General features: G+C 66.9%; 27 protein-coding genes. 9 read left to right on the top strand and 18 right to left on the bottom strand.

Going from position 1 to position 26520, the window contains the following annotated elements; all coding sequences use genetic code 11:
- Position 1: 1 nt before the first annotated feature.
- The 5 genes from PSEK12I1_RS0112355 to PSEK12I1_RS0112335 are packed head-to-tail and all read left to right on the top strand — an operon-like array spanning position 2 to position 5669.
- Positions 2-940, top strand: a complete 939-nt coding sequence (locus tag PSEK12I1_RS0112355; protein WP_027601705.1) for a DUF58 domain-containing protein — start codon at positions 2-4, stop codon at positions 938-940.
- Positions 937-1431 (top strand): DUF4381 domain-containing protein, encoded by a 495-nt coding sequence (locus PSEK12I1_RS0112350; RefSeq protein WP_007160344.1) that lies wholly within the window; start codon positions 937-939, stop codon positions 1429-1431. The genes PSEK12I1_RS0112355 and PSEK12I1_RS0112350 overlap by 4 nt, the downstream gene beginning before the upstream one ends.
- Positions 1424-2422 (top strand): VWA domain-containing protein, encoded by a 999-nt coding sequence (locus PSEK12I1_RS0112345; protein WP_027601704.1) that lies wholly within the window; start codon positions 1424-1426, stop codon positions 2420-2422. The genes PSEK12I1_RS0112350 and PSEK12I1_RS0112345 overlap by 8 nt, the downstream gene beginning before the upstream one ends.
- Positions 2419-4092, top strand: a complete 1674-nt coding sequence (locus tag PSEK12I1_RS0112340; protein WP_027601703.1) for a tetratricopeptide repeat protein — start codon at positions 2419-2421, stop codon at positions 4090-4092. The genes PSEK12I1_RS0112345 and PSEK12I1_RS0112340 overlap by 4 nt, the downstream gene beginning before the upstream one ends.
- The gene (locus PSEK12I1_RS0112335) at positions 4089-5669 is read left to right on the top strand and encodes a BatD family protein (RefSeq protein ID WP_027601702.1); all 1581 of its coding nucleotides are present in this window, start codon (positions 4089-4091) and stop codon (positions 5667-5669) included. Before PSEK12I1_RS0112340 ends, PSEK12I1_RS0112335 begins: the two co-directional genes overlap by 4 nt.
- Here PSEK12I1_RS0112335 and PSEK12I1_RS0112330 read toward each other — a convergent pair.
- Together PSEK12I1_RS0112330 and yedA are read right to left on the bottom strand one after the other, a co-directional pair.
- The gene (locus PSEK12I1_RS0112330) at positions 5657-6322 is read right to left on the bottom strand and encodes a YceH family protein (protein WP_027601701.1); all 666 of its coding nucleotides are present in this window, start codon (positions 6320-6322) and stop codon (positions 5657-5659) included. The genes PSEK12I1_RS0112335 and PSEK12I1_RS0112330 overlap by 13 nt on opposite strands.
- 199 nt (positions 6323-6521) lie before the next feature.
- The gene (gene yedA / locus PSEK12I1_RS0112325) at positions 6522-7427 is read right to left on the bottom strand and encodes a drug/metabolite exporter YedA (protein WP_037006955.1); all 906 of its coding nucleotides are present in this window, start codon (positions 7425-7427) and stop codon (positions 6522-6524) included.
- Between the two features lie 149 nt (positions 7428-7576).
- On the opposite strand from yedA, the gene PSEK12I1_RS0112320 reads away from it, so the two are divergent.
- Positions 7577-8014 carry an Lrp/AsnC family transcriptional regulator gene (locus PSEK12I1_RS0112320; RefSeq protein WP_027601699.1) on the top strand — a complete coding sequence of 146 codons (438 nt, stop codon included), beginning with the start codon at positions 7577-7579 and terminating at the stop codon, positions 8012-8014.
- A 60-nt stretch (positions 8015-8074) separates the two neighbouring features.
- Here the strand turns inward: PSEK12I1_RS0112320 and PSEK12I1_RS0112315 are convergent, their stop codons facing one another.
- Positions 8075-8860, bottom strand: a complete 786-nt coding sequence (locus PSEK12I1_RS0112315; protein ID WP_027597958.1) for a DUF2076 domain-containing protein — start codon at positions 8858-8860, stop codon at positions 8075-8077.
- Between the two features lie 274 nt (positions 8861-9134).
- Here PSEK12I1_RS0112315 and PSEK12I1_RS0112310 point away from each other — a divergent pair, with 274 nt between their 5' ends.
- A complete protein-coding gene (locus tag PSEK12I1_RS0112310) occupies positions 9135-9701 on the top strand; it encodes a cysteine hydrolase family protein (RefSeq protein WP_027601698.1) in 567 nt (188 codons plus the stop codon).
- A gap of 30 nt (positions 9702-9731) precedes the next feature.
- Positions 9732-10376 carry a YciC family protein gene (locus tag PSEK12I1_RS0112305; protein ID WP_027601697.1) on the top strand — a complete coding sequence of 215 codons (645 nt, stop codon included), beginning with the start codon at positions 9732-9734 and terminating at the stop codon, positions 10374-10376.
- 9 nt (positions 10377-10385) lie between these two features.
- Here PSEK12I1_RS0112305 and PSEK12I1_RS0112300 read toward each other — a convergent pair whose 3' ends face one another.
- Positions 10386-10925, bottom strand: coding sequence for a DUF2058 domain-containing protein (locus tag PSEK12I1_RS0112300; protein WP_007160354.1), 540 nt, complete (start codon positions 10923-10925; stop codon positions 10386-10388).
- Positions 10926-11095: 170 nt separating this feature from the next.
- Here PSEK12I1_RS0112300 and PSEK12I1_RS0112295 point away from each other — a divergent pair, with 170 nt between their 5' ends.
- On the top strand, positions 11096-12019 hold the full coding sequence (locus tag PSEK12I1_RS0112295; RefSeq protein ID WP_027601696.1) for an aspartyl/asparaginyl beta-hydroxylase domain-containing protein: 924 nt from the start codon (positions 11096-11098) through the stop codon (positions 12017-12019).
- A gap of 34 nt (positions 12020-12053) precedes the next feature.
- Here the strand turns inward: PSEK12I1_RS0112295 and PSEK12I1_RS0112290 are convergent, their stop codons facing one another.
- From PSEK12I1_RS0112290 to flhA, 14 genes are all read right to left on the bottom strand, one after another.
- Positions 12054-12470 carry a DUF2802 domain-containing protein gene (locus tag PSEK12I1_RS0112290; RefSeq protein ID WP_007160356.1) on the bottom strand — a complete coding sequence of 139 codons (417 nt, stop codon included), beginning with the start codon at positions 12468-12470 and terminating at the stop codon, positions 12054-12056.
- Positions 12470-12949: a chemotaxis protein CheW gene (locus PSEK12I1_RS0112285; protein WP_007160357.1), complete on the bottom strand. Its 480-nt coding sequence runs from the start codon at positions 12947-12949 to the stop codon at positions 12470-12472. The genes PSEK12I1_RS0112290 and PSEK12I1_RS0112285 overlap by 1 nt, the downstream gene beginning before the upstream one ends.
- Positions 12950-13022: 73 nt before the next feature.
- The gene (locus PSEK12I1_RS0112280) at positions 13023-13943 is read right to left on the bottom strand and encodes a chemotaxis protein CheW (RefSeq protein ID WP_027601695.1); all 921 of its coding nucleotides are present in this window, start codon (positions 13941-13943) and stop codon (positions 13023-13025) included.
- Between the two features lie 57 nt (positions 13944-14000).
- On the bottom strand, positions 14001-14789 hold the full coding sequence (locus tag PSEK12I1_RS0112275; RefSeq protein WP_027597964.1) for a ParA family protein: 789 nt from the start codon (positions 14787-14789) through the stop codon (positions 14001-14003).
- A gap of 35 nt (positions 14790-14824) precedes the next feature.
- On the bottom strand, positions 14825-15688 hold the full coding sequence (motD, locus tag PSEK12I1_RS0112270; RefSeq protein WP_027601694.1) for a flagellar motor protein MotD: 864 nt from the start codon (positions 15686-15688) through the stop codon (positions 14825-14827).
- Positions 15689-15699: 11 nt separating this feature from the next.
- Positions 15700-16440: a flagellar motor protein gene (locus tag PSEK12I1_RS0112265; RefSeq protein WP_027601693.1), complete on the bottom strand. Its 741-nt coding sequence runs from the start codon at positions 16438-16440 to the stop codon at positions 15700-15702.
- A gap of 34 nt (positions 16441-16474) precedes the next feature.
- Entirely contained in the window at positions 16475-17593 is a 1119-nt protein-coding gene (locus tag PSEK12I1_RS0112260; RefSeq protein ID WP_027601692.1) for a chemotaxis response regulator protein-glutamate methylesterase, read from the bottom strand.
- 82 nt (positions 17594-17675) lie between these two features.
- Positions 17676-19919: a chemotaxis protein CheA gene (locus tag PSEK12I1_RS0112255; RefSeq protein WP_027601691.1), complete on the bottom strand. Its 2244-nt coding sequence runs from the start codon at positions 19917-19919 to the stop codon at positions 17676-17678.
- 26 nt (positions 19920-19945) lie between these two features.
- On the bottom strand, positions 19946-20734 hold the full coding sequence (locus tag PSEK12I1_RS0112250; protein WP_007160364.1) for a protein phosphatase CheZ: 789 nt from the start codon (positions 20732-20734) through the stop codon (positions 19946-19948).
- A gap of 19 nt (positions 20735-20753) precedes the next feature.
- Entirely contained in the window at positions 20754-21128 is a 375-nt protein-coding gene (locus PSEK12I1_RS0112245) for a chemotaxis response regulator CheY (protein WP_169853335.1), read from the bottom strand.
- Positions 21129-21215: 87 nt separating this feature from the next.
- Positions 21216-21956 (bottom strand): RNA polymerase sigma factor FliA, encoded by a 741-nt coding sequence (fliA, locus tag PSEK12I1_RS0112240; protein WP_027597968.1) that lies wholly within the window; start codon positions 21954-21956, stop codon positions 21216-21218.
- Positions 21953-22783, bottom strand: a complete 831-nt coding sequence (fleN, locus tag PSEK12I1_RS0112235) for a flagellar synthesis regulator FleN (RefSeq protein WP_017642087.1) — start codon at positions 22781-22783, stop codon at positions 21953-21955. The genes fliA and fleN overlap by 4 nt, the downstream gene beginning before the upstream one ends.
- Positions 22784-22875: 92 nt before the next feature.
- Positions 22876-24204, bottom strand: a complete 1329-nt coding sequence (flhF, locus tag PSEK12I1_RS0112230) for a flagellar biosynthesis protein FlhF (RefSeq protein ID WP_027597969.1) — start codon at positions 24202-24204, stop codon at positions 22876-22878.
- A gap of 10 nt (positions 24205-24214) precedes the next feature.
- Positions 24215-26341, bottom strand: coding sequence for a flagellar biosynthesis protein FlhA (flhA, locus tag PSEK12I1_RS0112225; RefSeq protein ID WP_027601690.1), 2127 nt, complete (start codon positions 26339-26341; stop codon positions 24215-24217).
- Between the last annotated feature and the right edge of the window lie 179 nt (positions 26342-26520).

Below are 26520 nucleotides of genomic sequence, written 5' to 3'. Positions count from 1 at the left end.
GATGGCCGAGCGCAACGGCGTGACCCTGGGCCTGGCCGAGCTCATCGAGATGCGCCACCGGGTGGTCGAGGTGCAGCTGTTTTCCGCCGCCGGACGGCGCAGTCCGCTGATCGGCCTGCACCACTCGCGCCTGCGCGGGCGCGGCGTGGACTTCGACCAGGTGCGCGCCTACCAGCCCGGCGATGACGTGCGCGCCATCGACTGGCGCGTCACCGCCCGCACCCGCGAGCCCCATACCAAGCTGTTCCACGAAGAACGCGAGCGGCCGGTCTATCTCCTGCTGGAACAGAGTCCGCGCACCTTCTTCGGCACCCGCCAGCAATTCAAGTCGGTGCTGGCCGGGCGCCTGGCCGCGCTGATCGGCTGGGCGGTGCTGGAGCACAACGACCGCATCGGCGGCATGATCTTTGGCGGCGAACGCCTGCACGAGGTACGGCCACGGCGCAGCAAGCAGAATCTGCTGCGTTTCTTCGATCACTTGATCAACGCCAATCGGGCGCTGCAGGATCAGGCCCTGGCCCAGGTGCCGCGCATCACCTTCAACCAGGTCCTGCGCCGCGCCCGCGAGGTGCTGCGTCCCGGCAGCCTGGCCCTGGTAATCTGCGACGAGCGCAGCCTGGACATAGCCACCGAGCAGCACCTCACGCTGCTTTCGCGGCACAGCGACCTGGTCCTGCTGCCGCTTTCCGATCCGCTGGATCACGAATTGCCCCAGGCCGGCCTGCTGCGCTTCACCAGCGGTCCGGCGGAAGTGGAACTGGACACCGACCGCGCCGACGTGCGCCAGGGCTACGCCGAGCAGGCCGCGCAGCGTCGCGAACGCTGGACCGAACTCAGCCTGCGCCTGGGCATTCCGCTGCTGCCGCTGTCCACGGCGGACGACCTGGTCGAGCAGTTGCGGCACCTCCTACGCCAGCACCGTCCGGGGTACACCTCGTGACCCCCGGCCTGCCGAATCTGGAGCCGCTGCGGTTGCCGCCGGAGCCGACCCTCTGGCCACCGGCGCCGGGCTGGTGGCTGTTGCTGCTGGTAGTGGTGGCGCTGGGCTTCTTTCTGCGCCATCGCCATGGCCGGCGGCCGCTGGTCAGCGCGCCCCTCGCCGAGGCGACCACCGAAGAGGATCTGCGCACGACCGCCCTGGCCGAACTGGCCCGCCTGCCGCGCCCCTATGGCGCGCCGGCCGGACCCTGGTTGCAGGCGCTGAACGCCCTGCTCAAGCGCCTCTGCCGCGCCAGCTATCCGGATCAGCTCAGCCAGACCCTGAGCGGCCGCGACTGGCTGGCCTTTCTCGATTCACGCTGTCCGGCGGCCGGCCTGACGCGCTACATGATCCTGGTCGACGGCGGCTATCGCCCGGATTGCCGGCTGGATGACCGCGCCATCGACGGCCTGCAGGACGCCGTCGCCACCTGGATCCGCAAGCATGTTTGAATTCGCCTGGCCCTGGTTGTGGCTGCTGCTGCCGCTGCCCTGGGCGCTGCGCGTGCTCCTGCCGGCGGCCGACAGCGGCCAGGCGGCCCTGCGGGTGGAATTCCTCGCTGAACTCGAACACCTGGGTGGACGCACCCGCCACACCGGCGGCCTGAGCGGCGCCCGCCGCCTGCTGCCCTTTCTGCTGGGCTGGCTGCTGATCCTGGCCGCCGCGGCGCGTCCGCAATGGGTGGGGCCACCCCAGCCGCTGGACGTGAGCGGGCGCGATCTGCTGCTGGCGGTGGATGTCTCCGGCTCGATGGACACCCCGGACATGCAACTGGGCGACGAGAACGTCAGTCGCCTGAGCCTGGTCAAGCAGTTGCTCGGCCGCTTCATCGACAGTCGCCAGGGCGATCGCGTCGGCCTGATCCTGTTCGGTTCCCAGGCCTATCTGCAGGCACCGCTGACCGCCGACCGGCGCACCGTGCATGCGCTCCTGGAAGAAGCCCAGATCGGCCTGGCCGGGCGCAACACCGCGGTGGGCGATGCCGTGGGTCTGGCGGTCAAGCACCTGCGCAAGCGCCCGGACAACAGTCGCACCCTGATTCTGGTCACCGACGGCGCCAGCAACGGCGGCGTGGTGACGCCCGAGGTGGCGGCCAGCCTGGCGGCCAGCGAGCGGGTCCGCGTCTATACCCTGGGCATCGGCGCCGACCCGGACATCCTGGGCGCCGGCGCGACGCCCAGCGATCTCGACGAACCCATGCTGCGCCACCTCGCCGAGGTTACCAACGGCGCCTATTTCCGGGTGAGATCCAGTACCGAGCTGGCCGCCGTGTCGCGCCAGCTCGATCGTCTCGAACCCATCCGCCAGCAACCGGACCAGGCCCGCCCCACCCGCGAACTCTATGCCTGGCCGCTGGCCGGGGCACTGCTGCTCGGCCTGGCCCTGGCGCTTGGCCGCCTGCCGTGGCCGACACGCTGGCAACGTGGAGGCAAGGCCCGATGAGCGACTGGCTGCCGCTACTCCTGCGTCCCTGGTGGCTGCTGGCCCTGGTGCCGGTCGCCCTGGTGATCGGCTCGCTGCGTCGGCGCCGGCATCGCCACGGGCGCTGGCAGGCGCTGCTGCCCCCGGCGCTGCAACCCTGGCTGCTCAGCGACAGCGATCGCCAGCGCTCGCCCCTCGGGCTGGTGCTGCTGGGTCTGGCCGGGGTGCTGGCCTGTCTGGCCCTGGCCGGTCCCAGCTGGCAGCAGGGCGAAGCGCAGAACTTTCGGCGCAACGATCCGCTGGTGGTGGTCTTGGCGCTGACGCCCGATCTGCTCGCCACCGACGTCACCCCCAATCGCCTGCTGGCCGTGCAGCGCAAGCTGCAGGACCTGCTCAAGGCGCGCCAGGACGGCGAGACCGCCATCGTCGTCTATGCCGGCAGCGCCCATACCCTGGTGCCCCTGACCGACGACCTGCCGACCATGGACAACCTGCTCAAGGCGTTGCGGCCGTCGATCATGCCGGTGCCCGGCCAGCGCGCCGACCTGGGTATCGCCCAGGCCCTGGAGCTGCTCGGCCCGGCGCCCAGCGCCAGCGCCCGGCTGCTGCTGATCGCCAGCGACCTGGACGACCGCGAGCGGCTGGGCCTCGAGCGCCAGCTGCAGGGTCGGCTGCGCCAGCTGGCGATCCTCGGCCCGGGTACGCCCCAGGGCGCCCCGGTGGCCGCCGAGACTGGCAACTACCTGAGCGACGCCGCCGGCGGCATCCGCATCGCCCGCCTGGCCGAAGGCCGCCTGCAGGACGTCGCCCGCGAGCTGGGTGGCCGCTATCAGCGCCTGCAACGCGATGACAGCGACCTGCGTCGCCTCGGTCTGCTGGAGCGACCCGACGATGTGCGGGCCAGCGAGGGTCAGGGACCTTCCGACTGGCGCGACCAGGGTTACCTGCTGCTCCTGCCCCTGCTGGTCCTGGTCGCCTGTGGCGCACGCCGCGGCTGGCTGCTATGTCTGCCCTTCTGCCTCTTGCTGACGCCGCCTCCGGCGCAGGCCGGCAGCTGGGACGATCTCTGGCTGCGTCGCGACCAGCAGGCCCTTCAGCTGCTGGCCGACGACCAGGCTGGCGCGGCCGCCGACCTCTTTACCGACGAGCGCTGGCGCGGCGTGGCGCTCTATCGCGCCGGCGACTTCAGCGGCGCCGCCGCGGCCTTCGCCCGGGATCCCTCGGCGGACGGCCACTACAATCGCGGCAATGCCCTGGCCATGGCCGGACGCCTGGACGAGGCCCTGCGCGCCTACCGGGCGGCGCTGGTGCTGCGTCCGGATCTGACCCCCGCCCTGCGCAATCGCAACCGCCTCGAACGACTGCTCGCCCAGCGTGCCGCGGCCCAGGCCGAGGCCGCCGCCCGCAGTCGCCAGGCCCAGAGCGCCAGTCAGAGCAGCGCCCAGGCGGACGAGCCGGCCAGCAGCAGTACCCCGCCGTCCACCGCGGCCGCTGCGGCCAGCCCGCAGCAGCAGGCCCAGGCCGGCGCGGACTGGCTCGTCAGTCCGCCCTACGCCGAAGATCCCCTGGCGGAGGAACAGCGTCAGGCCGCCGAACAGTGGCTGCGGGAGATTCCCGACAACCCGGCCGAGCTGCTGCGCCGCAAGTTCTGGTACCAGCAACAACAACGCGAGGAGAACGCGCTGCAATGAAGGCCTATCCCTTGCTGCTGCCCCTCGCGCTGCTCGCGCCCCTGGTGCAGGCGGCGGACCTCAGCGCCCGCCTGGAGCGCACTCAGCTCAGCCAGAACGAGACGCTCGAACTCATTCTCGAAACCACCGATCCCGCGCAGTTCGGCAAGCCCGATCTCGGCCCGCTGGAGCAGGACTTCCGGGTGCTCGGGGTCCGCCAGAACAGCCTGCCGCCCGGCGAGCGGGTGACCACCCGCTGGAACGTCACCCTGCAACCCAAGGCCAGCGGTGCCCTGACCATTCCCGCCCTGACCCTCGACGGCGCCCGCAGCCAGCCGCTGACCGTCACCGTGGAGGCCAGCGCCGCCAAACGCCAGGCCCGTGAGCCGGTCTATCTGGAAGCCTCGGTGGAGCGCACCCGGCTCTATGTGCAGGCGGAAACCATCCTGACCATTCGCCTCTACCACGCCGTGGCGCTCTATGACGATCATGTGCTCACCCCGCCCAATCCCAGCGAGGCGCGGGTGGATCTGCTCGGTACGCCGCAGGTCTACGAACGTGACGTCGAGGGCGTACGCCATGGCGTGATCGAGTGGCGCTACGCCATCCATCCGTTGCAGAGCGGCACCCTGGTATTGCCGCCCCAGACCTTCAGCGCCACCCTGGCCGGCGGTCTCGACGACAGCTCCAGGGCCGGCCAGCCGATCCAGCTGCGCACGCCGGCCCTGACCCTCGAAGTCCTGCCACAGCCCGCCAGCTATCCGCCACAGACGCCCTGGTTGCCGGCGCGCAACCTGACCCTGACGCAGCAATGGAATCCCGCCCCGGCAGAGGCTCGCGAAGGCAGTGCCCTGACCCGCACCCTGCAGGTGCGTGCCGAAGGCCTGGCGCCTGGCCAGCTGCCCCCACTGGTGCTGCCCGAGACCGAGGGGGTGAAGCGCTATGCCGAACAGCCGCGGCTGTCCATGCAGACCCAGGCGCGTGGGCTGGTCGGGCAACGCGAAGAGCGTGTCGCCCTGATTCCCACCTCCACGGGGGACAAGGTCCTGCCGCCAGTGGAGGTGGTCTGGTGGAACACCGAGACCGACACCCTCGAACGCGCCACCCTGCCCGCCCAGACCCTGGTGGTCGCCGAGGATCCGACGCTGCAGCCGGTGGCGACCGCCGCGGCCAAGATAAGCGGCAATGACCGCGGCCTCTGGCGCTGGCAGCTGGCAACGGCCTTTTTCGCCCTGACCACCCTGCTCGGCTTCGGCCTCTGGTGGCGTGCCCGCCGGCAGCCGGCGGTCCTGCCGACGGTGCCCGATCTCGACAGCCGCCTGCAGCGCGAAGAGCTGCGCCGCGCCTGTCAGAGCAACGACCCCCACGCCACCCGTCACGCCCTGGACGCCTGGGCACGACAGCAGCCGGAGACCCTGGCGGCCATGGGCGCGCGCTTCGAACCCCTGGCCGCGGCCCTCGATGACCTCAACGGTGCGCTCTACAGCGAAGCCGGTCAGCGCTGGCAGGGCGAGACGCTGTGGCAGGCGATCAATGCCCTGCCGCCGCTGACGCCCGCGGCCGTGCACGACACCCTGCCGCCGCTCTATCCGCGCTGAGCGCCTTCCTCCAGGCGCGCCAGCCGCTCTTCGAGCGCGGCGAGCCGGGCTTCCAGCGCCTCCAGCCGTCCTTCGCGCCCACCCGCGGGCGCACTGGCTTCGGCGGCGCTACCCAGTTGCGCGACCTGGGCATCGCGTTCCGCGGCGTTGCCGAACAGATGCAGATAGCGCTCTTCGCGCTGGCCGGGTTGCCGCCCCAGACCGGTGGCCAGGCCACGAGCGATCAGCCGCTCCAGGTGGTGACGCACCTGCTCGGTATCGTCGAAGGCATGCATCCGGCCGCTGCGGGCCAGCAATTCCCCCAGGGTCTGGGGTCCGCGCAGGAACAGCAGCGCGCAGAGCACCCACTGGGGCGGCGGAAGCTCCAGGGCCTTGTCCAGGCGCTGTTCCCAGCGATCCGCCCGGCTGCCCATGACCAGGCGCGCCAGACCGCGTTCTTCCAGGCGCCGCAGCCCCTGTCCCACCTCGCCCGGGGTCAGATTGAGCACCGGCTCGCGACTGGTCTTCTGGTTGCAGGCCAGCACCAGCGCATTGAGGGTCAGGGGATAGCTTTCCGGCGTGGTCAGCTGCTTTTCGATGAGGCTGCCGAGAACGCGGATCTCGTTGGCCTCCAGCGGCTCTTCGGCAAAGGCGGGGGTGACTGCTTGGCTCATGGCGGACTCCGCTTGGATGACGCGCCAGCCTAGCCTGCCCTCCGAGCCTGTTCAACGTCTCGCGAGCTAGAGCCAAGCAAGGCGAAAATGGCTGAGGAAGCGGAGTTTACGAGCGGTAAATGAGCATTCCGACGGGGCTGGCCTTCCAGGCCATTTTCAACGCAGTTTGGCCGACGCGCAGCAGACTTTGATCAGGCTCTCAGCGCCGTCGCCACTGCGGCAGCCCAATCAGCACCACGGCGCCGACGATGACCAGCATGGCCAGCATCTCCGCCGGCCCGATCCGTTCACCGACGAACAGGGTGCCCAGCAGCACCGCCACCACCGGATTGACGTAGGCATAGCTGGTGGCGGCCGCCGGTCGTACCCGCCCCAGAAGATAGAGATAAGCGCTGAAGGCGATCAGGGAGCCGAACACCACCAGATAGCCCAAGGCCAGCCAGCCGCCCAGGGGCGGCCAGTGCTGCAGGCGCTCACCGCTGAGGTAGCTGGCGCCGAGCAGCGCCGCACCGGCCACCAGCATCTCCACGGCGCTGGCCATGGCTCCCCGTGGCAACGGCAGGTAGCGACTCCAGATCGAGCCGAAGGCCCAGGCCGCCGCGGCGAGCAGGATCACCGCCGCACCCAGGGGCGTGGCGCTCATGGTATCGCCCAGGTTGAGCAGGGCTATCCCCACCAGACCCAGGGCGATGCCGGCCCATTCCAGCAGGGTATTGCGCTGTCCCCAGAGCAGGCCGAACAGCAGGGTGAACAGCGGCACCGTGGCGATCGACAAGGCCGCGATGCCGGAGGTCACGCCCCAGTGCTCGGCGAGGGTCACGCCGCCGTTGCCGATACCCAGCAGCAGGATGCCGATCACCGCGGCCGCGGCGGTCTCGCGCGCCGTCGGCCAGGGGGTTCCGCGCAGGCGCAGCCAGCCCAGCAGCAGGCTTCCGGCGATCAGGAACCTCAGCCCCGCCATCAGCAGCGGTGGCCAGTGGGCCACGCCGATGCGGATCACCAGATAGGTGGAACCCCAGACCACATAGAGCGCGAAAAAGGCCGCCAGCAGGGGCAGCCAGCGAGGTAGGCGCGGCGCGAGGCAGGGCGAGGCGGAGGTGTCCATGCGCGAGGGATTCCTGAGGGGTCAGGCAGCCATTGTAGGAGCGCACGCCGGGACGGCTAAGATACAGTCAGGGGATAAAGGGCCGATTAGGCTTTGATTCAGCAGACTTTAGGAGCAAGGACCTTCGATTCGAAGGCAGGGGAACGGACATGAACCATATCGATCGCCGTCTCATCGACCTGCTGCTGGTGGAGGGCCGCGCCAGCTACGCGGACCTGGGTCGCCGGCTGGGACTCTCCGCGCCAGCCATCGCCGAGCGCATCGCCAAGCTGGAAGACGCCGGGATCATCACCGGCTATGGCGCCCGTATCGATCGCCGCGCCCTGGGCTATGGCACCGAATGCCTGATCTCCCTGCGCCTGCACAGCACCAGTCAGGGCCCGGTATTGAAGAAGCTGGAGGCCCTGCCCCAGCTGCTCGCCTGCCACCGGGTCACGGGTGAAGACTGCCTGATGCTGCGCGTCGCCGTACGCGACATGGGTGAACTGGAGAGCCTCATCGATCAGCTGAACCAGTTCGGCATGAGCCGTACCGTGGTGGTGCTGTCGACGCCCTTCGAACGCCCCCTGCCGCTCCTGCCCGGCTGACGGCACGCAGAAAAAAGCCCCGGCGCCTCGCGGCACCAGGGCTGGCGGAGCGACGCCCCGTCAGATGAAGGAGTCGTCGTCGCCACTGTCGTCGAAGAAGCCGCCACCGCCGCCGGTATCGCCATAGTCGGCAGCGTCCTGGAAGCCCCCGTTATCCTGATAGCCACCGGCGTCCTGGAATCCGCCGCCATTGTCGTAGCTGGCGTTGTCCGCCCAGCCTCCCTGGGAGCCAGCATCGGCCAGGCCCTGGTCGGCAGCCGGGGTCTCATTGATGACGTTGACGATCTCCTCGGGTTGCGAATGGTGGAACAGGCCCGAAATCGCCTGAGCCGCCAGCACGCCACCGGCTACCCCGGCCGCCGTCTGCAGCGCACCGCCCATGAAACCGCCCATGCGCGAGGGCGCGGCCTGGGGTGCGCCATAGCCGGGCGCGGGCTGGGCATAGCCGGGATTGGGCTGGGCATACCCCGGATTGGCAGGCCGCGACGCCGCCGGACCCGGATCATTCCAGCCACGCGACGGCGCCGCGTTGGCCGCTGCCTGACCGCCCGCTGGCTGGCTGCTACCGCCACCGAAGAGGCTGGACAGGAAGCCACCGCTGCTTGGGCGATTCTGCTGGACCTGGGCCATCTGGCTTTCCAGTTCCCGGACGCGCTGGTCCAGCCGCTTGATGGCGGCTTCCTGGATCAGCATCGCCTGGGCCATGTAATAGGGCGCCGCGGGCTGCTCGCGCAGGCGCTGCTGGATCAGCGCCTCGGCTTCCCGGTCACGGGGCGCGGTCTGGGCTTCCGTGGTCTTGAGACGGTCGAACAGACCTTCGATCAGCTGGCTTTCTTCGCGTTGCATGATGACCCTCCCGCAGACGGTCTACTGGCGGCCTTCCCCGGGGAACGGCCTGGATGTCGAAAGGCGCAAGGCTGCGCACTGTTATGCCAGATAAAGGCGCAGCGGTTGCTTTTCAAGTTGCGTTCGCACGGCATTCAGCACAGGTTCAGCCAGAGGTCCACTGGCGCCCTTCCCATCTGAAGAGCCGCCCTGCCAGGGAGTTCCGGGTGGCGTCCAGGACTGGACAACCGGCCGGCGCTGCGGGAGCCTGAGTCTTTGCCCGCGAGGCCTGCGCATGCCGCCCCTGCTCATCCTGATCGACCAGCAACAGGGCATCCGCGCCCCGCACCTGGGCCCACGCAACCACCCCGAAGCCGAGCAGCGCCTGGCCGAGCTACTGGCGGCCTGGCGCCAGGCCCGGGCGCCCCTGCTGCATGTCCGGCACCTGTCGCGCAATCCGCATTCGGTGTTCTGGCCAGGGCAGCCCGGCGTGGAGTTCCAGCCGGCCCTGGCGCCCCTGCCCGGCGAGCCGGTGTTCGACAAGCAGGTCCCCGACGCCTTCGCCAACAGCGGGCTGGAGCGCTGGCTGCACCAGCGCGGCATCGCGTCGCTGCTGATCTGCGGCGTGGCCAGCGAGAATTCGGTGGAGGCCACGGCCCGCAGCGCCGGCAATCTGGACTTCACCACCTGGGTCGCCGAAGACGCCTGCTACACCTTTGCCAAGACCGACTTCGCCGGGCGGCCCCGCAGTGCCGAGGAGGTCCATGCGATGGCCATGGCCAACCTGCACGGCGAGTACGCCACCGTCACCTCCACCGCGGCCATGCTCGAACGCCTGCGAGCGAGCGGGTCGCCCTGCTAGACTGCCCCCCTGCCCGTCTGGAAGCGTTGCATGAACCCTGTCGATATCCTGCGCGACTCGCTGTCCTTCTTTGCCCGCAATCTGCGCCCCCTGGCCGTCCTCACCCTGCCCTGGCTGCTGCTCGAAGCCCTGCTGCGCTATCAGGTGCTGGAGCGCTTCGGCGCCAACGGCGGCCTGTGGGACATGCTGGTCAGTCTGCTCTGCTATCCGCTCTACACCGCCGCACTGCTGATCTTTCTGGAGGCGCGCACCCAGGGCAACACCCCGCGCCTGAGCGGCGTGTGGGGCGCCGCCCTGCTGCTCTGGCCGCGCTTCGCCGTCCTCGCAGCCGTGACCTCGGGGCTGGTGATGCTGGGCTTTTCGCTGTTGATCGTGCCGGGCTTTCTGATCATGGCCAAGCTGGCCTTTGCCGAGAACCTGCTGGTCCTGGAGGGACGGGCGCCGCTGGACGCCCTGCGCGGCAGCTTCCGGCTGAGCCGCGGGCATTTCTTCACCCTGCTGGCGTGCATCCTGGCCACGGTCCTGCCGGCCTGGCTGCTCGACGCCTGGATTACCCGGCATTTCGCCGAGGCCGCGGTGCCGGAGATCGTGCTGCAGACCCTGTCGGGCTTCCTGCAGCTGATCCCCAGCATCGCCGTCTACCGCATCTACATGCTGGTCAGGCAGAGCGCCTGACCAGGCCACTCACCACATCAGGTCGTCCGGCACCTGGTAGGCCGCGTAGGGATCGTCCGGATCCGGCTCGCCGCTCTGCACGTTGAGCAGCACCACCCGCTTGGGATCGCGCTCCTGGATGCGTTCGGCGGTAGCCCGGGGCACCACCTCGTAGCGGCCTTCGTAGCGCACGATGGCCAGACTGCCCTTGCTGAGCTTGTCTCTCATCATGACGTTGACCGACAGGCGCTTGACCTTCTTGTCGTCGACGAAGTTGTAGTAGTCCTCGGTGGTCAGCTTGGGCAGGCGACTGGTTTCGATCAGCTGCTTGATCTGCGCCTGCTCGGCCTTGCGCTTCTTCTTCTCTTCCTGAGCGCGATTGAGCTCCTGGTCCTTGGCCAGTTTTTCCGCCTGGGCCTGCTGGACGGCCAGCTCCTGGGAGCGATCCTTTTCCGCCTGCCCGCGATGCTCCATGCGGTTCTGCTTCTGCTTCTGCTTGACGGCCTGCTTGGCCTGCTTTTCATTGACCAATCCGGCTTTCAGCAGCTGGTCGCGTAGGGACATGCTCATCGATACGACTCGTCTAGATCATCCAAGGGGGCGCAGCTCGGAAGCGGCCGCGCGCCAGGGTGTCCATCCTGCGCAGCCGACGAACCGAGTGCAAGCCTTTCTCTGGGGTGAAATAATGCGGTCATGACCTATCCGCCCCTGGTTCGGGCGCTGCCGATCACAATTCGCCCATGATTACCTTAGCGATCGTCCTGCTCTTCGTCGCCAGCGTGCTTTTCGTTCACCTTCGCGGACGCGCTCGCCTGCCCTTCCTGCGTCAGCTGGTCAACCACTCGGCGGTGTTCGCGCCGTACAACGCCCTGATGTACCTGTTCTCCAGCGTGCCGTCCGAGCCCTATCTGGATCGCAGCCGCTTTCCCGAGCTGGATGTGCTCAAGGACAACTGGCAGGAGATCCGCGTCGAAGCCCTGCGACTGTTCGACGAGGGCTACATCCGCGCGGCGGAAAAGGACAATGACGCCGGCTTCGGTTCCTTCTTCAAAAAGGGCTGGAAGCGCTTCTACCTGACCTGGTACGGCGAGCCGCTGCCCTCCGCCCAAACCCTCTGCCCGCGCACCGTGGAGCTGGTGCGGCAGATCCCCAACGTCAAGGGCGCCATGTTCGCGCTGCTGCCGGGCGGCAGCCACCTGAATCCCCATCGCGATCCCTTCGGCGGCTCGCTGCGCTACCACTTGGGTCTGGCCACGCCCAACTCGGATGCCTGCCGCATCTATGTCGACGGCCAGCCCTATGCCTGGCGCGACGGCGAGGACGTGATGTTCGACGAGACCTATGTGCATTGGGTGAAGAACGAGACCGACCAGACCCGGGTCATCCTCTTCTGCGACGTCGAGCGGCCGCTGCGCAATCGCCTGCTGACCCGCGTCAACCAGGCGGTCAGCCGCTTCCTGGGCAGCGCCACGGCGCCGCAGAACGTCGAAGGCGAACGCGTCGGCGGCATCAACCAGGCCTATGCCTTCAGCAAGAGATTCGGGGATCGTATCGGTGGCGGCGTGAAGAAATTCAAGCGGCGCCATCCCAAGGCCTATCGCATCGCCAAGCCGGTGCTGGCGGTGCTGGTGGTGATCGCGCTCTACCACTGGATCGTCAGCTGAGGCGGCGATCCCGCGCCGGTGGCGTCAGCGACCCCTAGCCGGAACGCTGCTGGCGCTGTCGGTGCAGCCGGGCCACCAGCTCGGCTTCGGCCTGGGACAGACCACAGGCCTGGGTGAGATCGTCGGCACTGGCGCCCAGTCCCACCAGGCGCGCAGCCTGGGAAAAGGACAGACTGGTAGGGTCGCTCTGCTCGATCTGGGTCAACCGATCGGGCAAGGGCGCCACCACCTTGGCCAGTCCCTGCACCTGCTCACCCATGCGTACCTGCCCGGCCTGGTAGGTTTCCAGGCGCTTGAGCAGGATCTGCATGCGCTTGTCGACCAGGGCCTCCCGCTCGGCCAGCTTGGCCGCCTGCTGCTGCTGGCGTTGCCAGAGAAGCCAGCAGCAACCGCCGAGGCCGGCACAGGCCAACCCCAGGGCGACGCTGAGCAGGATCAGCCCGACGAGCATCAGATGCTTTCCAGCTCCGACCACTCTTCTTCGGTCATCAGCTTGTCGAGCTCGACCAGGATCAGCAGCTCGCCGTTCTTGTTGCACACACCCTGGATGAACTTGGCGGATTCGTCATTGCCGACGTTCGGTGCGGTCTCGATCTCCGACTGCCGCAGGTAGACCACCTCGGCCACGCTGTCGACCAGGATGCCAACGACCTGCTTGTCGGCCTCGATGATGACGATACGGGTGTTGTCGGTGACCTCGGTGGGCAGCAGACCGAAGCGCTGACGGGTGTCGATCACCGTCACCACGTTGCCACGCAGGTTGATGATGCCCAGCACATAGCTCGGCGCACCCGGGACCGGAGCGATTTCGGTGTAGCGCAGGACTTCCTGGACCTGCATCACGTTGATGCCGTAGGTCTCGTTATCCAGGCGGAAGGTGACCCATTGCAGGACCGGATCTTCGGAACCCTGTGCGGACGTTTTTTTCATGTTCCCTAGCCTCGTCAAATACCGCACGTGCGGCGAAGCGGGCGAACCCGCCGGTTAGTTGCAGCGGGCAGCCCTAGCGACGGCCACCCACCACCTGTTCAGCGAGCGCCGCCACATCCAGCAGCGCACACATCTGATCGATCACCGTACCGGCCAGCCACGGCCGGGTAGCGCGCTGGTTCCGCCATTTGACCTCGGCGGGATCCAGACGTACCGAATGGCTGACGCCGTGCACGGCCAGGCCCCAATCCAGACCTTGCAGCGATATCACGAATTTCAGCCCCTCGCGATAGTCGTCACGGTAACGCTCGGGCATCACCCAGCGCGCCGCGTCGAGCACACGCAGATTACCTGCCTGGCAGGGTAGCAGGCCCAGGAACCAGTCTGGCTGACCGAACAGCGGCGTCAACTCTTCGTCGGCCAGCGGATAGATGGAACCCAGGCACACCAGGGGCGCGGCCAGGGTCAGGCCGGCGACGTCGAACAGCAGGCATTCGAAAGGCTCTTCACCCCACTCCGGGCGACCGTCGAGATGCACGGCGCTGGGCGGTACGCCAGCCGCTGCCACCGGCTGCGTCACCGGGGTACCCACGGCGATGCCTTCCACCGCCGGACGGGCCGGCTCGGCGACCGGTGCCAGTTCGGGGACGCGCCAGTCCAGTTCGATATCGGTTTCGGGCGCGAGCAGCGGCTGGGGTGCAGGCAGCAGGACCTCGGGCAGGACGCGCTCGGCCAGGGCGACCGCGGGACGCCGGGCGGCCAGCGGCACGACCCGCGGCTGCCGTGCGGCATCCCGCTCGAGTTCTTCGCGTACCGCGGCGGCGAATTCGTCTTCGCTCACGCTGGCGATCGGCGCGGCCGGCACCACCACCGGCGCCACGACAGGCGTGGCTTCGGCAGTCGGCAGTTCCAGGAACGCGTCCAGCAGCAGGGCATCGAGATAGCCCTGGAGGACACGCTGAGGACGATTGTCGAGGGACGTCGGTTGGCTCATGGCGATCTACGTGAGTGAGTTGTCCAGCCTATCGGCCGGCGGAGTGGAAAACTTGAATCAGGCGACCTGGCTGCTGGGCGCACCGTCGAGCAGATGCCGCAGCAACGCCCGGTAGGCGATGACGCCGCGGCTGTTCAGCTCGTAGCGCGACGGCACCTGGCCGGAGCGACTGGCATCGCGCAGCCGGGTATCGATGGGGATGAAGGCCTGCCACAGCTGGGCCGGATAGGTGTTGCGCAGGACCTTGAGCGTGCCGATGGAGGCCTGGGTGCGGCGGTCGAACAGGGTCGGCACTATGGTGTAGGGCAGCGCCTGCTTGCGCGAACGGTTGATCATGGTCAGGGTGTTGACCATGCGTTCGAGCCCCTTGAGCGCGAGGAATTCGGTCTGGGTGGGAATCACCAGATGCTGGCTGGCTGCCAGGGCATTGACCATGAGGACGCCGAGCAACGGCGGACTATCGATCAGCACGTGATCGAAGTCGTTCCACAGCTGCGCCAGGCTCTTGGAGATCACCAGCCCCAGGCCGCTCTGGCCAGGCGACTGCCGCTCCAGGGTGGCCAGGGCCGTGCTGGATGGCAGCATGGACAGCTGCGGATGGCTGGTGGGCAGCAGCAGCCGCTGCGGCAGCCCTTCCGGAACCTGACCCCCGTGCTGGAACAGGTCGAACACGCTGTGTTCGAGGCTGTCCGGATCCTGACCGAAATAGCTGGTCAGGGAACCGTGGGGATCGAGATCCACCAGCAGGACGCGCTTGCCCTCATCGCCGAGCAACCCGGCGAGGGCAACGGTGGTGGTGGTCTTGCCCACCCCACCCTTCTGATTGGCGACAGCCCAGACTCTCATGTGCAGACTTCCTCCCGACGACACGACCAGCCGGGTCAAGGTGCCGGCGTAGGGGCCGGCGACGAAGATTTGACAGGCGCCACCCCGGGCACCCGTTCTCCAGGCGATGCTGCAGATTGTGTGCCAGTCGACGGATTTTGCAAGGTACTCTGCGGCCGGAACAGATCGAGATTGCGCGAGATCAGCAGCACCACCCGCCGATTGCGGGCGCGGTTGACGTCACTGGTGTTGTCGACCACCGGCTGATAGGCGCCATAGCCCACCACGGCCAGGCGTTGCGGCGCGATACCATTGCCGATCAGCAGGCGCACGATACTGGCGGCCCGGGCTGCCGACAGCTCCCAGTTGGTGGGATACAACGCCGTGCTGATCGGCCGGTCGTCCGTGTAGCCCTGGACCTGAATCGGATTCTTGAAGGGTGCCAGAATCTTGGCCACCTTCTCCATGAGGCCGAAGGCGGGATTGCTCGGCAGGGAATCGCCGCTGGCAAACAGCAGGTTGGAGCTGAGCTCGATTTCCAGCCACATCTCACTGGCCTTGATGTTCAGCTGATCGCCCGCGATGAGATCGCCGAAGGTGGCCCGCACACTGTCGGCGATCTGCTGCAGCGGATCGCTGGGGGTACCCTTGGCCGGCTGGGCGGCGCTGGCATCCATCACCGTCGGCGTCACGCCGGCGGGACGCTGGTCGCCGAGGGGGATGGGTTTGAGCGAACGCTCCGGCTGGCTGAAGATGCCCGACAGGCTGTCCGAGAGCACCTTGTATTTGCTTTCGTTCAGCGAGGAAATGGAATACATGACCACGAAGAAGGCGAACAGCAGGGTGATGAAGTCCGCGTAGGAGACCAGCCAGCGTTCGTGGTTCTCGTGCTCTTCGGGACGGCGGCGGCGACGAGGCATGCGGCGTCCTCCTAGTCCAGAAAACCTTGCAGCTTCATTTCGATGGAGCGGGGATTTTCGCCCTCGCCGATGGACATCAGCCCTTCCAGCAGCATTTCCCGGTAGCGGGACTGTTGCTGCGCCAGCGCCTTGAGCTTGTTGCCGACGGGCAGCAACAGCAGGTTGGCGAAGCCGACACCATAGATCGTGGCCACGAAGGCCACGGCGATGCCGCTGCCCAGTTGCGAGGGATCGGCAAGATTCTGCATGACGTGGATCAGGCCCATCACCGCGCCGATGATGCCCACCGTGGGCGCATAGCCGCCCATGGCCTCATAGACCTTGGCGGCGGCGATGTCGCGGTCTTCCTGGCCGTAGAGGTCCACCTCGAGGATGCTGCGCAGGGCTTCGGGCTCGGTGCCATCCACCAGCAGCTGCAGGCCCTTGGCGGCATAGGGATCGGCTTCGCGAGCGACCAGGGGCTCGAGCCCCAGAAGACCTTCCTTGCGCGCCACGTTGCTCCAGTTGACCACCTTGCGGATACCGCCGGTGAGGTCCAGCCGCGGCGGCATGAATACCCAGGCCAGCATGGTCAGGGCGCGCCGCAGCACCGGCAGGCGGGTCTGCAGCAGGACGGCACCCAGGGTGCCGCCGACCACGATCAATGCCGCCGGGCCATTGGCCAGGGCGGTAAAGGAGCCGCCCTCCAGCAGGTTGCCGCCCATGATGGCGGTAAAGGCCAGCAGGATGCCGATAAGACTGAGAACATCCACGCTCAATGCCCTTCTGGCCGGAGAACGCCTGCCGTCACGAACAGGCCTCGGTCAGGTGTCTGCCGATGTCGTCCAGGCCATAGATGGCGTCGGCCAGATTGGCCTTGGCGATGGCCATGGGCATGCCGTAGATGACGCAACTGGCTTCGTCCTGGGCCCACACCTGGCTGCCGACCTGCTTGAGCATCCGGGCGCCTTCGCGGCCGTCGGCGCCCATGCCGGTCAGGACCACCGCCAGCACCTTGTCGGCATAGGCCTTGGCCGCGGAGCCAAAGGTCACGTCGACGCAGGGCTTGTAGTTGAGGCGTTCGTCACCGGGCAGGATCTTCACCATGCCGCGGCCATCCACCATCATCTGCTTGCCACCTGGTGCCAGCAGGGCCAGGCCCGGACGCAACTGGTCACCGTCCTCGGCTTCCTTGACGCTGATGCGGCAGAGCTTGTCCAGGCGCTCGGCGAAGGCCTTGGTGAAGGCGGCAGGCATGTGCTGGATCAGCACCAGAGGCGCCGGGAAATTGGCTGGCAGCTGGGTGAGCACCCGCTGCAGAGCCACCGGCCCACCAGTGGAAGTGCCGATGGCTACCAGGCGATAGTGCTTGCGCTTGGGCGGCGGCGAAGCCGGGGCGGCGGGTGCATGACCTGCTGCAGCGCCGCTAGGCGCAGCCGGACGCGCTGCCGGGCGGGTCGTGGCCGGCGCCGCGGCAGCGCTTGCGGGCGCTGCCGGCGCGACGCTGGGCGCCACGGCGAAGCGCCGATTGGACCGGGCGATATGATGGATCTTCTCGCACAGCAGCTTCTGCACGCTGGCCGGATTGCGCGAGATGTCCTCGAAATTCTTGGGCAGGTAGTCGACCGCGCCGGCATCCAGGGCGTCCAGGGTGACCCGGGCGCCTTCATGGGTGAGCGAGGAAAACATCAGCACCGGGGTCGGGCACTTCTGCATGATGTGGCGGACCGCGGTGATGCCGTCCATCATCGGCATCTCGTAGTCCATGGTGATGACATCGGGTCGCAGCGCCAGGGCCTGGTCGACCCCTTCGCGCCCGTTGCTGGCCGTGCCCACCACCGAGATGTTGGGATCGGCCGCCAGGATCTCCTTGAGCCGACGCCGGAAGAAGCCGGAATCGTCCACCACCAGTACTTTTACCGGCATACGTTGAAACTCCTAACCTTGGGCGGCGCAGGCCACCCGATGGCGCCGGGCACGGGCCCGACGCCGCTCGTACCCGACCGACTCAGAGCCCGCGACGGGCGTAGCGCTTGAGCATGCTGGGCACATCGAGGATGAGCGCGATGCGGCCGTCGCCGGTGATGGTCGCCCCGGACATGCCGGGCGTTCCCTGCAGCATCTTGCCCAGTGGCTTGATGACCACCTCTTCCTGGCCCACCAGTTGATCGACCACGAAGCCGATGCGCTGGGTGCCCACCGAGAGGATCACCACATGCCCCTCCCCCTGTTCCACATGGGCCGCATTGGGCACCAGCCAGCGCTTGAGGTAGAACAGCGGCAGCGCCTTGTCGCGCACCACCACCACTTCCTGGCCATCCACCACGTTGGTGCGGGACAGGTCGAGGTGGAAGATCTCGTTGACGTTGACCAGCGGGAAGGCGAAGGCCTGGTTACCCAGCATCACCATCAGTGTCGGCATGATCGCCAGGGTCAGGGGGACCTTGATGACGATCTTGGAGCCCTGACCTTTGGTCGAGAAAACGTTCAGCGTGCCGTTGAGCTGGCTGATCTTGGTCTTGACCACGTCCATGCCCACACCGCGACCGGAGATGTCGGAGATCTCGGCCTTGGTCGAGAAACCCGGGGCGAAGATCAGGTTGAAGCACTCGGTCTCGGTCAGGCGATCGGCCGCGTCGCGGTCGAGCAGACCTTTTTCCACGGCCTTGTTGCGCAGCAGATCCGCGTCCATGCCCTTGCCGTCATCGGAGATCGACAGAAGGATATGGTCGCCTTCCTGCTCGGCGGAGAGCACTACCCGCCCCGCACGGGACTTGCCGTTCTCTTCACGCTCGGCCGGTCCTTCGATGCCGTGGTCGACCGCGTTGCGCACCAGGTGCACCAGCGGATCGGCCAGGGCCTCGACCAGGTTCTTGTCCAGGTCGGTTTCTTCACCGACCAGTTCCAGGTTGATCTCTTTCTTCAGGCTGCGCGCCAGATCGCGGACCAGGCGCGGGAAGCGACCAAAGACCTTCTTGATCGGCTGCATCCGGGTCTTCATGACCGAGGTCTGCAGATCGGCGGTGACCACGTCGAGGTTGGACACGGCCTTGGCCATGGCTTCGTCGCCGCTGTTCAGGCCTAGGCGTACCAGACGGTTACGCACCAGCACCAGTTCGCCGACCATGTTCATGATCTCGTCCAGCCGCGCGGTGTCGACCCGCACGGTGGTCTCCGCCTCGCTGGTGGGACGCTCGGCAGGCGCGGCGGCTGCCGGCTTGGGCACCGCGGCCTCGGCCACCGGCGCCGGCTTCGGCGCAGGCGCGGGAGCCGCCGGCTGAGGTGCGGCCACCGGTGCCGGCGCAGCGGCCACCGGAGCGGCTACCGCTTCCGCGGCTGCCGCGGGACCACTGAACTTGCCCTTGCCATGCAATTCGTCGAGCAGGGATTCGAATTCGTCGTCGGTGATCTCGTCACCGCTCGCTGCGGCTGCCGGAGCCGCTGCGGCCGGGGCTGCAGCAACGGGTGCCGCGGCTTCGTTGGCGACGAACTTGCCCTTGCCGTGCAATTCGTCGAGCAGGGCCTCGAATTCATCGTCGGTGATGTCGTCGCCACCGGGCGCGGCCGCGGCAGGGGCCGCAGCGGCAACCGGCGCAGCGGCCGGCGCCTCCTGGAACTTGCCCTTGCCATGCAGCTGGTCGAGCAGGGCTTCGAATTCGTCATCGGTGATGTCGTCGCCACCGGCGGCTGCCGGCGTTTCCGCTGCCGCGCTCGGCTCGCTGCCCAGGGCATCGAGCAGATTCTGGAAATCGGCATCGCTCAATTCCGGCTCGGCCGCCGCAGCGGCGACCGGAGCCGGTTCCGCGACCACTGCCGGAGCGGCAGCCACGGGCGCAACCGGAGCCGGCGCCGGCGCACTGCCGGCGGGCTCGGCCAGGCGGGCCAGGGCCGCCAGCAATTCGGGCGAGGCCGGGGTCGGCTCTTCGCGTTCACGGACCTGACCGAACATCTCGTTGACGGAATCCAGTGCCTGCAGCACCACATCCATCAGTTCGGCATCCACGCGGCGTTCACCCTTGCGCAGGATGTCGAAAACGTTTTCCGCGATATGGCAGCACTCGACCAGGGTATGGAGCTGCAGGAAACCGGCACCGCCCTTTACGGTATGGAAGCCACGGAAAATGGCGTTCAGCAGATCCATGTCATCCGGGCGGCTTTCCAGCTCGACCAATTGTTCGGACAACTGTTCGAGAATCTCGCCGGCCTCTACCAGGAAATCCTGGAGGATCTCTTCATCGGCGTCGAAGCTCATTCCTGCACTCCCCAAGAGGGTCTGGGTCAAAAGCCCAGACTGGATAGAAGATCGTCGACGTCGACCTGAGCGGCCACGACGTCTTCACGCTTATCGGCATGAATCTGCGGACCTTCACCCTTCATCGTCTTTTCTTTTCGATTCTGTTCGATCAGCGCGGTGTGATCGTGACTGAAGCCGGTATAGCGATCGACCTGGCTGGCCATCATCACCAGCTTGACGAGGTCTTTCTCGATCTGCCCGACGAGATTGACCACGCGCTTGATCACCTGACCGGTAAGGTCCTGGTAGTCCTGCGCCAGGAGGATGTCGTTGAGCTTGGCCGACAGTTGCTCGGCGCTGCTCTCGCTGTGACTGAGGAAGGCGTCGACGCGCTTGGCCAGCTCGCGGAATTCGTCCGCGCCCATTTCCCGGCGCATGAACTTCTTCCAGTCGGCATGCACGGCGCGGGCTTCGTCGCCGAAGTTGCCTACCAGCGGGGCGCTCTCCTCCACCAGATCCATGGTCCGGTTGGCGGCGTTCTCGGTCATCTTCACCACGTAGGAGAGACGATCGGTGGCATCGCTGATCTGGGAGACCTCTTCGCCGGCCATGCCGCGCGGATCGATCTCGAAGTTGACGATGGCGTTGTGCAACTCGCGGGTCAGCTTGCCGACTTCCTGGTAGAGACCCCGATCGCGCAACTGGTTGAGTTCATTGATGACGTGCACGGCCTGGGTGAAATCGCCGCTTTCCAGGCATTTCACCAGCTCTTGGGCGTGCTGTTTGAGATTCGACTCGAAGTCGCTGAAGCTGTTGGAGCCAAGCTGATCCATAACGTCCCCGCGGCTTTCTTCAGCCGTTCACCCGCTCGAAGATCTTGTCGATCTTTTCTTTCAGCACCTGGGCGGTGAAAGGCTTGACCACATAGCCGTTCACGCCGGCCTGAGCGGCTTCGATGATCTGCTCGCGCTTGGCTTCGGCGGTCACCATCAGCACTGGCAGGGTCTTCAGGCGCGCATCGGCGCGCACCTGGCGCAGCAGGTCGATGCCGGTCATGCCGGGCATGTTCCAGTCGGTGACGAGAAAATCGAAGTTGCCGCTCTGCAACATCGGCAGCGCGGTGTTGCCGTCGTCCGCTTCGGCGGTATTGGTGAATCCCAGATCGCGCAGCAAATTCTTGATGATGCGTCTCATCGTGGAAAAATCGTCCACGATGAGGATTTTCATGTTCTTGTCCAAGTCGACCTCCGTCCTAATCCGCACACACGCCGCAAGGCGCGTCTAAGCAATCGTAGTAGCCTGAGTACCAGCCGGTTAACGCGAACGCCATTCCGCCAGCCGCGCCCGCAGGCGTGCCGCGCATTGACTGTGAAGTTGGCAGACGCGTGACTCGCTCACGCCCAGCACCTCGCCGATTTCCTTGAGGTTGAGTTCCTCGTCGTAATACAGCGAGAGCACCAGACGTTCACGCTCCGGAAGATTGGCGATGGCGTCGGCCAGGGCCTTGCGGAAGCGCTCGTCCTCCAGACCGCGACCGGGTTCGAGTTCATGCGAACCGCTCTCCTCGAGCCCATGCTCACCACCCTCCATGAGGTCGTCGAAACTGAACAGGCGACTCCCCATGGTGTCGCCAAGGATGCCGTAGTACTCATCCAGACTCAATTTAAGTTCGGCCGCGACTTCGGAATCTTTAGCGTCGCGACCGGTGCGCGCTTCCACCGCGCGAATGGCGTCGGTGACCATGCGCGTGTTGCGGTGCACCGAGCGTGGCGCCCAGTCGCCCTTGCGGACCTCGTCGAGCATGGCGCCGCGGATGCGGATGCCGGCGTAGGTCTCGAAGCTGGCGCCCTTGCCGGCGTCATATTTGCGCGAGGCCTCCAGCAGGCCGATCATGCCGGCCTGCATCAGGTCCTCGACCTGCACACTGGCCGGCAGTCGCGCCAGGAGGTGGTAGGCGATGCGTTTCACCAACGGCGCATAGCGGTTGATGAGTTGCTCCTGCTGGGTACGTTCCGAGGTTTTGCTGTACATGCGAAGCCCGCTGGATGCTGTCATGCGTGGGTACCGATGGCTGGTTGCACAAGGCGCTCGACAAAGAACTCGAGATGGCCGCGCGGATTGGCGGGCAACGGCCAGCCATCGACTTTCTGAGCTACCGCACGAAAGGCCAGCGAGGCCTTGGCACGCGGAAAGGCTTCGAACACGGGGCGCTGTTTCTGCACGGCTTTGCGCACCGCCTCGTCGAACGGAATGGCGCCCACATACTGGAGGGCGACATCCAGGAATCTGTCGGTCACCTTGGTCAGCTTAGCAAAGAGATTGCGACCTTCCTGGGGCGTCAGCGCCATGTTCGCCAGGACCCGGAAACGGGTGACGCCATGGTCGCGATTGAGCAGCTTGATCAGGGCGTAGGCATCGGTGATGGAGGTGGGCTCGTCGCACACCACCACCAGGACTTCCTGGGCGGCGCGAACGAAGCTGACCACCTGGTCGCCGATGCCGGCCGCGGTATCGACGATGAGCACGTCGAGGTTTTCGCTGATGTCGCTGAAGGCCTGGATCAGACCGGCGTGCTGGGCCGGCGTCAGATTGACCATCGCCTGGGTGCCCGAGGCCGCCGGGACGATGCGGATGCCGCCCGGGCCGTGCAGCAGCACGTCGCGCAGCTCGCACTCGCCGGAGATGACGTCGGCCAGGGTGCGCTTGGGCGACAGGCCGAGCAGAACGTCGATGTTGGCAAGGCCCAGGTCGGCGTCGAGCAGCATGACGCGCCGCCCGATATCGGCCAGGGCCAAGGCCAGGTTGACCGACACGTTGGTCTTGCCGACACCGCCTTTACCGCCCGTGACCGCTATGACTTGGACGGGATGCATGCTACCCATTGCCTGATACCTTTGATTGAAATCCGTCACACTTTAGACCAAGTGCATTTGGCGTGCCCAGGCATGCGATGCACCACTACCGTTCGTCTGCGCTAACCGGCGCGGCGGGCATTGCTCTGATACAGGCCGGCAAGCATGCCCGCCATGGTTTCTTCGCTCGGTTCCTCGGGGGCCTGCAGGCTCACCGCGCGGCTCACCAGCTGGTGGCTGCGGGCCGGATGCAGGTCGTCCGGGATGCGGGGGCCGTCGGCAATGTAGGCCACCGGCAGGCGCTGGCTGATGGCCAGACCCAGGGCCTCGCCGAGACTGGCGGCTTCGTCCAGCTTGGTCAGCACGCAGCCGCTCAGGCCGCAGCGCCGATAGCTGTGGTAGGCCGCCTTGAGCACCTGGCTCTGGCTGGTGACACCCAATACCAGATAGTTGCGAATTTTCAGCTGGCGGTTGGCCAGGGCTTCGAGCTGCACCTTGAGCGCCGGATCATTGGCGGGCATGCCCGCGGTGTCGATCAGCACCAGGCGCTTGCGTGCCAGGGGTGCCAGCGCCTGGGCCAGGGACTGGCCCGGGTCGACCAGGGTCACCGGCACGTCGAGGATGCGGCCAAGGGTCTTGATCTGCTCCTGGGCACCGATGCGGAAGCTGTCCATGCTGACCAGCGCCAGACTCTGGGGACCGTACTTGAGCACGTAGCTGGCGGCGAGCTTGGCCAGGGTGGTGGTCTTGCCCATGCCGGCCGGACCGACGAAGGCGACGACACCGCCCTCCTCCAGAATCTTGGCGTCGGTGGTCTTGGCCAGCTGGGCGAAGTTGGCCAGCAGCATGCGCCAGGCATGGCGCGGGTCCTGGATCTTGGCGACGCTGTCGAGCAGGTGGCGGGCCAGATCGGCCGGCAGACCCATGCGCTGCAGACGACGCCAGAGGCCGGCCTGCTGCGGACGGGTGGACTGCACCTGGGTCCAGGCCATGGAGCCGAGCTGGACTTCCAGCAGTTCACGCAGACCGCTGAGTTCGCTGCGCATGGCTTCCAGGGCGCGACGGTCTTCCGGCGCGGCGCTGGCGGCAGGGGCGGCAGCGGCCGGCTGGGGCGCACGCGGCGGGGCGATCACCGGCTCGCGGCGGCTGTCGGCGGCGCTGATGGCGCCGAGCAGCTGCTTGTCCTTGGGTGCGGCCGAGGGCACGCCCGGCGCGCGGATGCTGAGGTCGGCATGGGCCTGGGCGATCTTCGCATGGGTCTTGCGCAACTCCGCCTGCAGCTCCGCGTTGGGCGCGGCCGGTGCCGGAGCCTGGTAGTCCAGCGCCGCGGTCAGCTCGACACCACCGGCGACCCGGCGGTTGCTGAGGATGGCGGCATCCGGGCCCAGCTCGTCGCGTACCAGCTTCATGGCTTGACGCATATCGGCGGCGAAGAAACGTTTGACTTGCATGATCTAGACCTCAGCCATTCTGGCCAACGGTAGCGACGATGGTGACCTGCTTGTTGTCCGGAATTTCCTGGTAGGCCAGTACACTCATGTTCGGCGCCGCCATCCGCGCGAAGCGGGACATCATCCCGCGGATCGCACCGGCTACCAGCAGCACCACTGGCTTACCCATCATTTCCTGACGCTGCGCTGCCTCGATGAGGGAACGCTGCAGTTTTTCAGCCATGCCAGGCTCGAGGAACATGCCGTCCTCGGCGCCTTGACCGGCCTTCTGCATACTACTTAGCAACATCTGTTCCAACCTTGGCTCAAGGGTGATAACAGGCAGCTCAGGCTCCATTCCAACGATGTTCTGGACGATTGCGCGGGACAAGGCGACCCGTACGGCACCGGCGATGGCGGCGGGATCTTGACTCCGCGGACCGACGTTGGCGATGGCTTCGGCGATGGTACGGATGTCGCGGACCGGGACCTGCTCCTGCAGCAGTTGCTGGAGGATCTTGAGCAGGGTCGACAGGGAGACGATGCCGGGCACCAGCTCCTCGGCCAGCTTGGGCGAACTCTTGGCCAGTACCTGCAGCAGTTGCTGGACCTCCTCGTGGCCGATCAGCTCGTGGGCGTGCTTGAAGAGCACCTGATTGAGGTGGGTGGCGACCACGGTGCTGGCATCGACCACGGTGTAGCCGAGGGACTGGGCCTGGTCGCGCTGGGTGACGTCGATCCAGACCGCCTCCAGACCGAATGCCGGATCCTTGGCGGCGACGCCGTTGAGGGAGCCATAGACCTGACCGGGGTTGATGGCCAGTTCGCGGTCGGGATAGATCTCGGCCTCGGCCACGCTGACGCCCATAAGAGTCAGACGATAGGCGTTGGGCAGCAGGTCCAGGTTGTCGCGGATGTGTACCGACGGCATGAGGAAACCGAGGTCCTGGGACAGCTTCTTGCGCACGCCCTTGATCCGCGCCAGCAACTGGCCACCCTGGTTGCGATCGACCATGGGGATCAGCCGATAGCCGACTTCCAGACCAACCATGTCCACCGGGGTAACGTCGTCCCAGCCCAGCTCCTTGGCCTCGGCCGGACGCTGTACGGGAGCCAGGTCCTGCTGCTTCTTGGCTTCGACCTCGGCGGTCTGCTTGGCCTGGCGCTGACGCTTGTAGATCAGCCAGGCACCGGCGGCGGCGGCGCCACCCAGGCCGAGGAACGGCAGGTGCGGCATGCCCGGCACCAGGCCCATGGCGATGATGATGAAAGCCGAGACCGCCAGCGCCTTGGGCGAGGCGAACATCTGACGATTGACCTGCTGACCCATGTCTTCGGCGGAGGACACCCGGGTGACCATGATGGCCGCGGCGACCGACAGCAGCAGCGAGGGAACCTGGGCGACCAGGCCGTCACCGATGGTCAGCAGGGCGTAGATGCGCGCCGCTTCGCCGAACGGCAGACCGTGCTGGGCCATGCCGATGGCCATGCCGCCGATGAGGTTGATGAAGAGGATCAGCAGACCGGCGACGGCGTCACCACGGACGAACTTGCTGGCACCGTCCATGGAACCGTAGAAGTCGGCTTCCTGGCCCACTTCGGTCCGACGCTTCTTGGCTTCGGCCTGGTCGATGATGCCGGCGTTCAGGTCGGCGTCGATGGCCATCTGCTTGCCGGGCATGGCGTCCAGAGTGAAACGCGCCGACACCTCGGAGATGCGGCCGGCACCCTTGGTCACCACCACGAAGTTGATGATCATGAGGATGGCGAACACCACCGCACCGACCACGTAGTTGCCGCCGACCACCACCTCGCCGAAGGCCTGGATGACCTTGCCCGCGGCGTCGTGACCGTCCTGGCCGTGCAACAGCACCACGCGGCTCGAGGCCACGTTCAGCGCCAGGCGCAGCAGGGTCGACACCAGCAGGATGGTCGGGAAGACCGCGAAATCCAGCGGCCGCAGGGCGTAGACGCTGACCAGCAGGACCACGATCGACAGGGCGATGTTGAAGGTGAACAGCACGTCCAGCAGGAACGGCGGCATCGGCAGGGTCATCATGGCGAGCATCGCCAGGACGGCCAGCGGCACGCCCAGGTTGCCGCGAGCCAGACCGCGCATGTTGCCCATCATCATGGATTTGTCGACTTTCACACCCATTCCTCGCTTGCCGGTGCCGTCGTCACGGAAAGTTGACGCAGCGCACTGTTCGCAGGGGCTTGAGCAAGCTCCGGGCCAACTGCTCAAGACCTTGAATCAGCGGGGTTTTCCCGGAGGTGATACAGGACTGGTTACGGATCGCCGGACTCGTCGGCTGAACCGTGGGCGGAGGCCATGAG

Source organism: Pseudomonas sp. MOIL14HWK12:I1, from assembly GCF_000510705.1.
Taxonomy (GTDB): domain Bacteria; phylum Pseudomonadota; class Gammaproteobacteria; order Pseudomonadales; family Pseudomonadaceae; genus Chryseomonas; species Chryseomonas oryzihabitans.
This window is presented reverse-complemented; position numbering and strand designations above follow the sequence as displayed.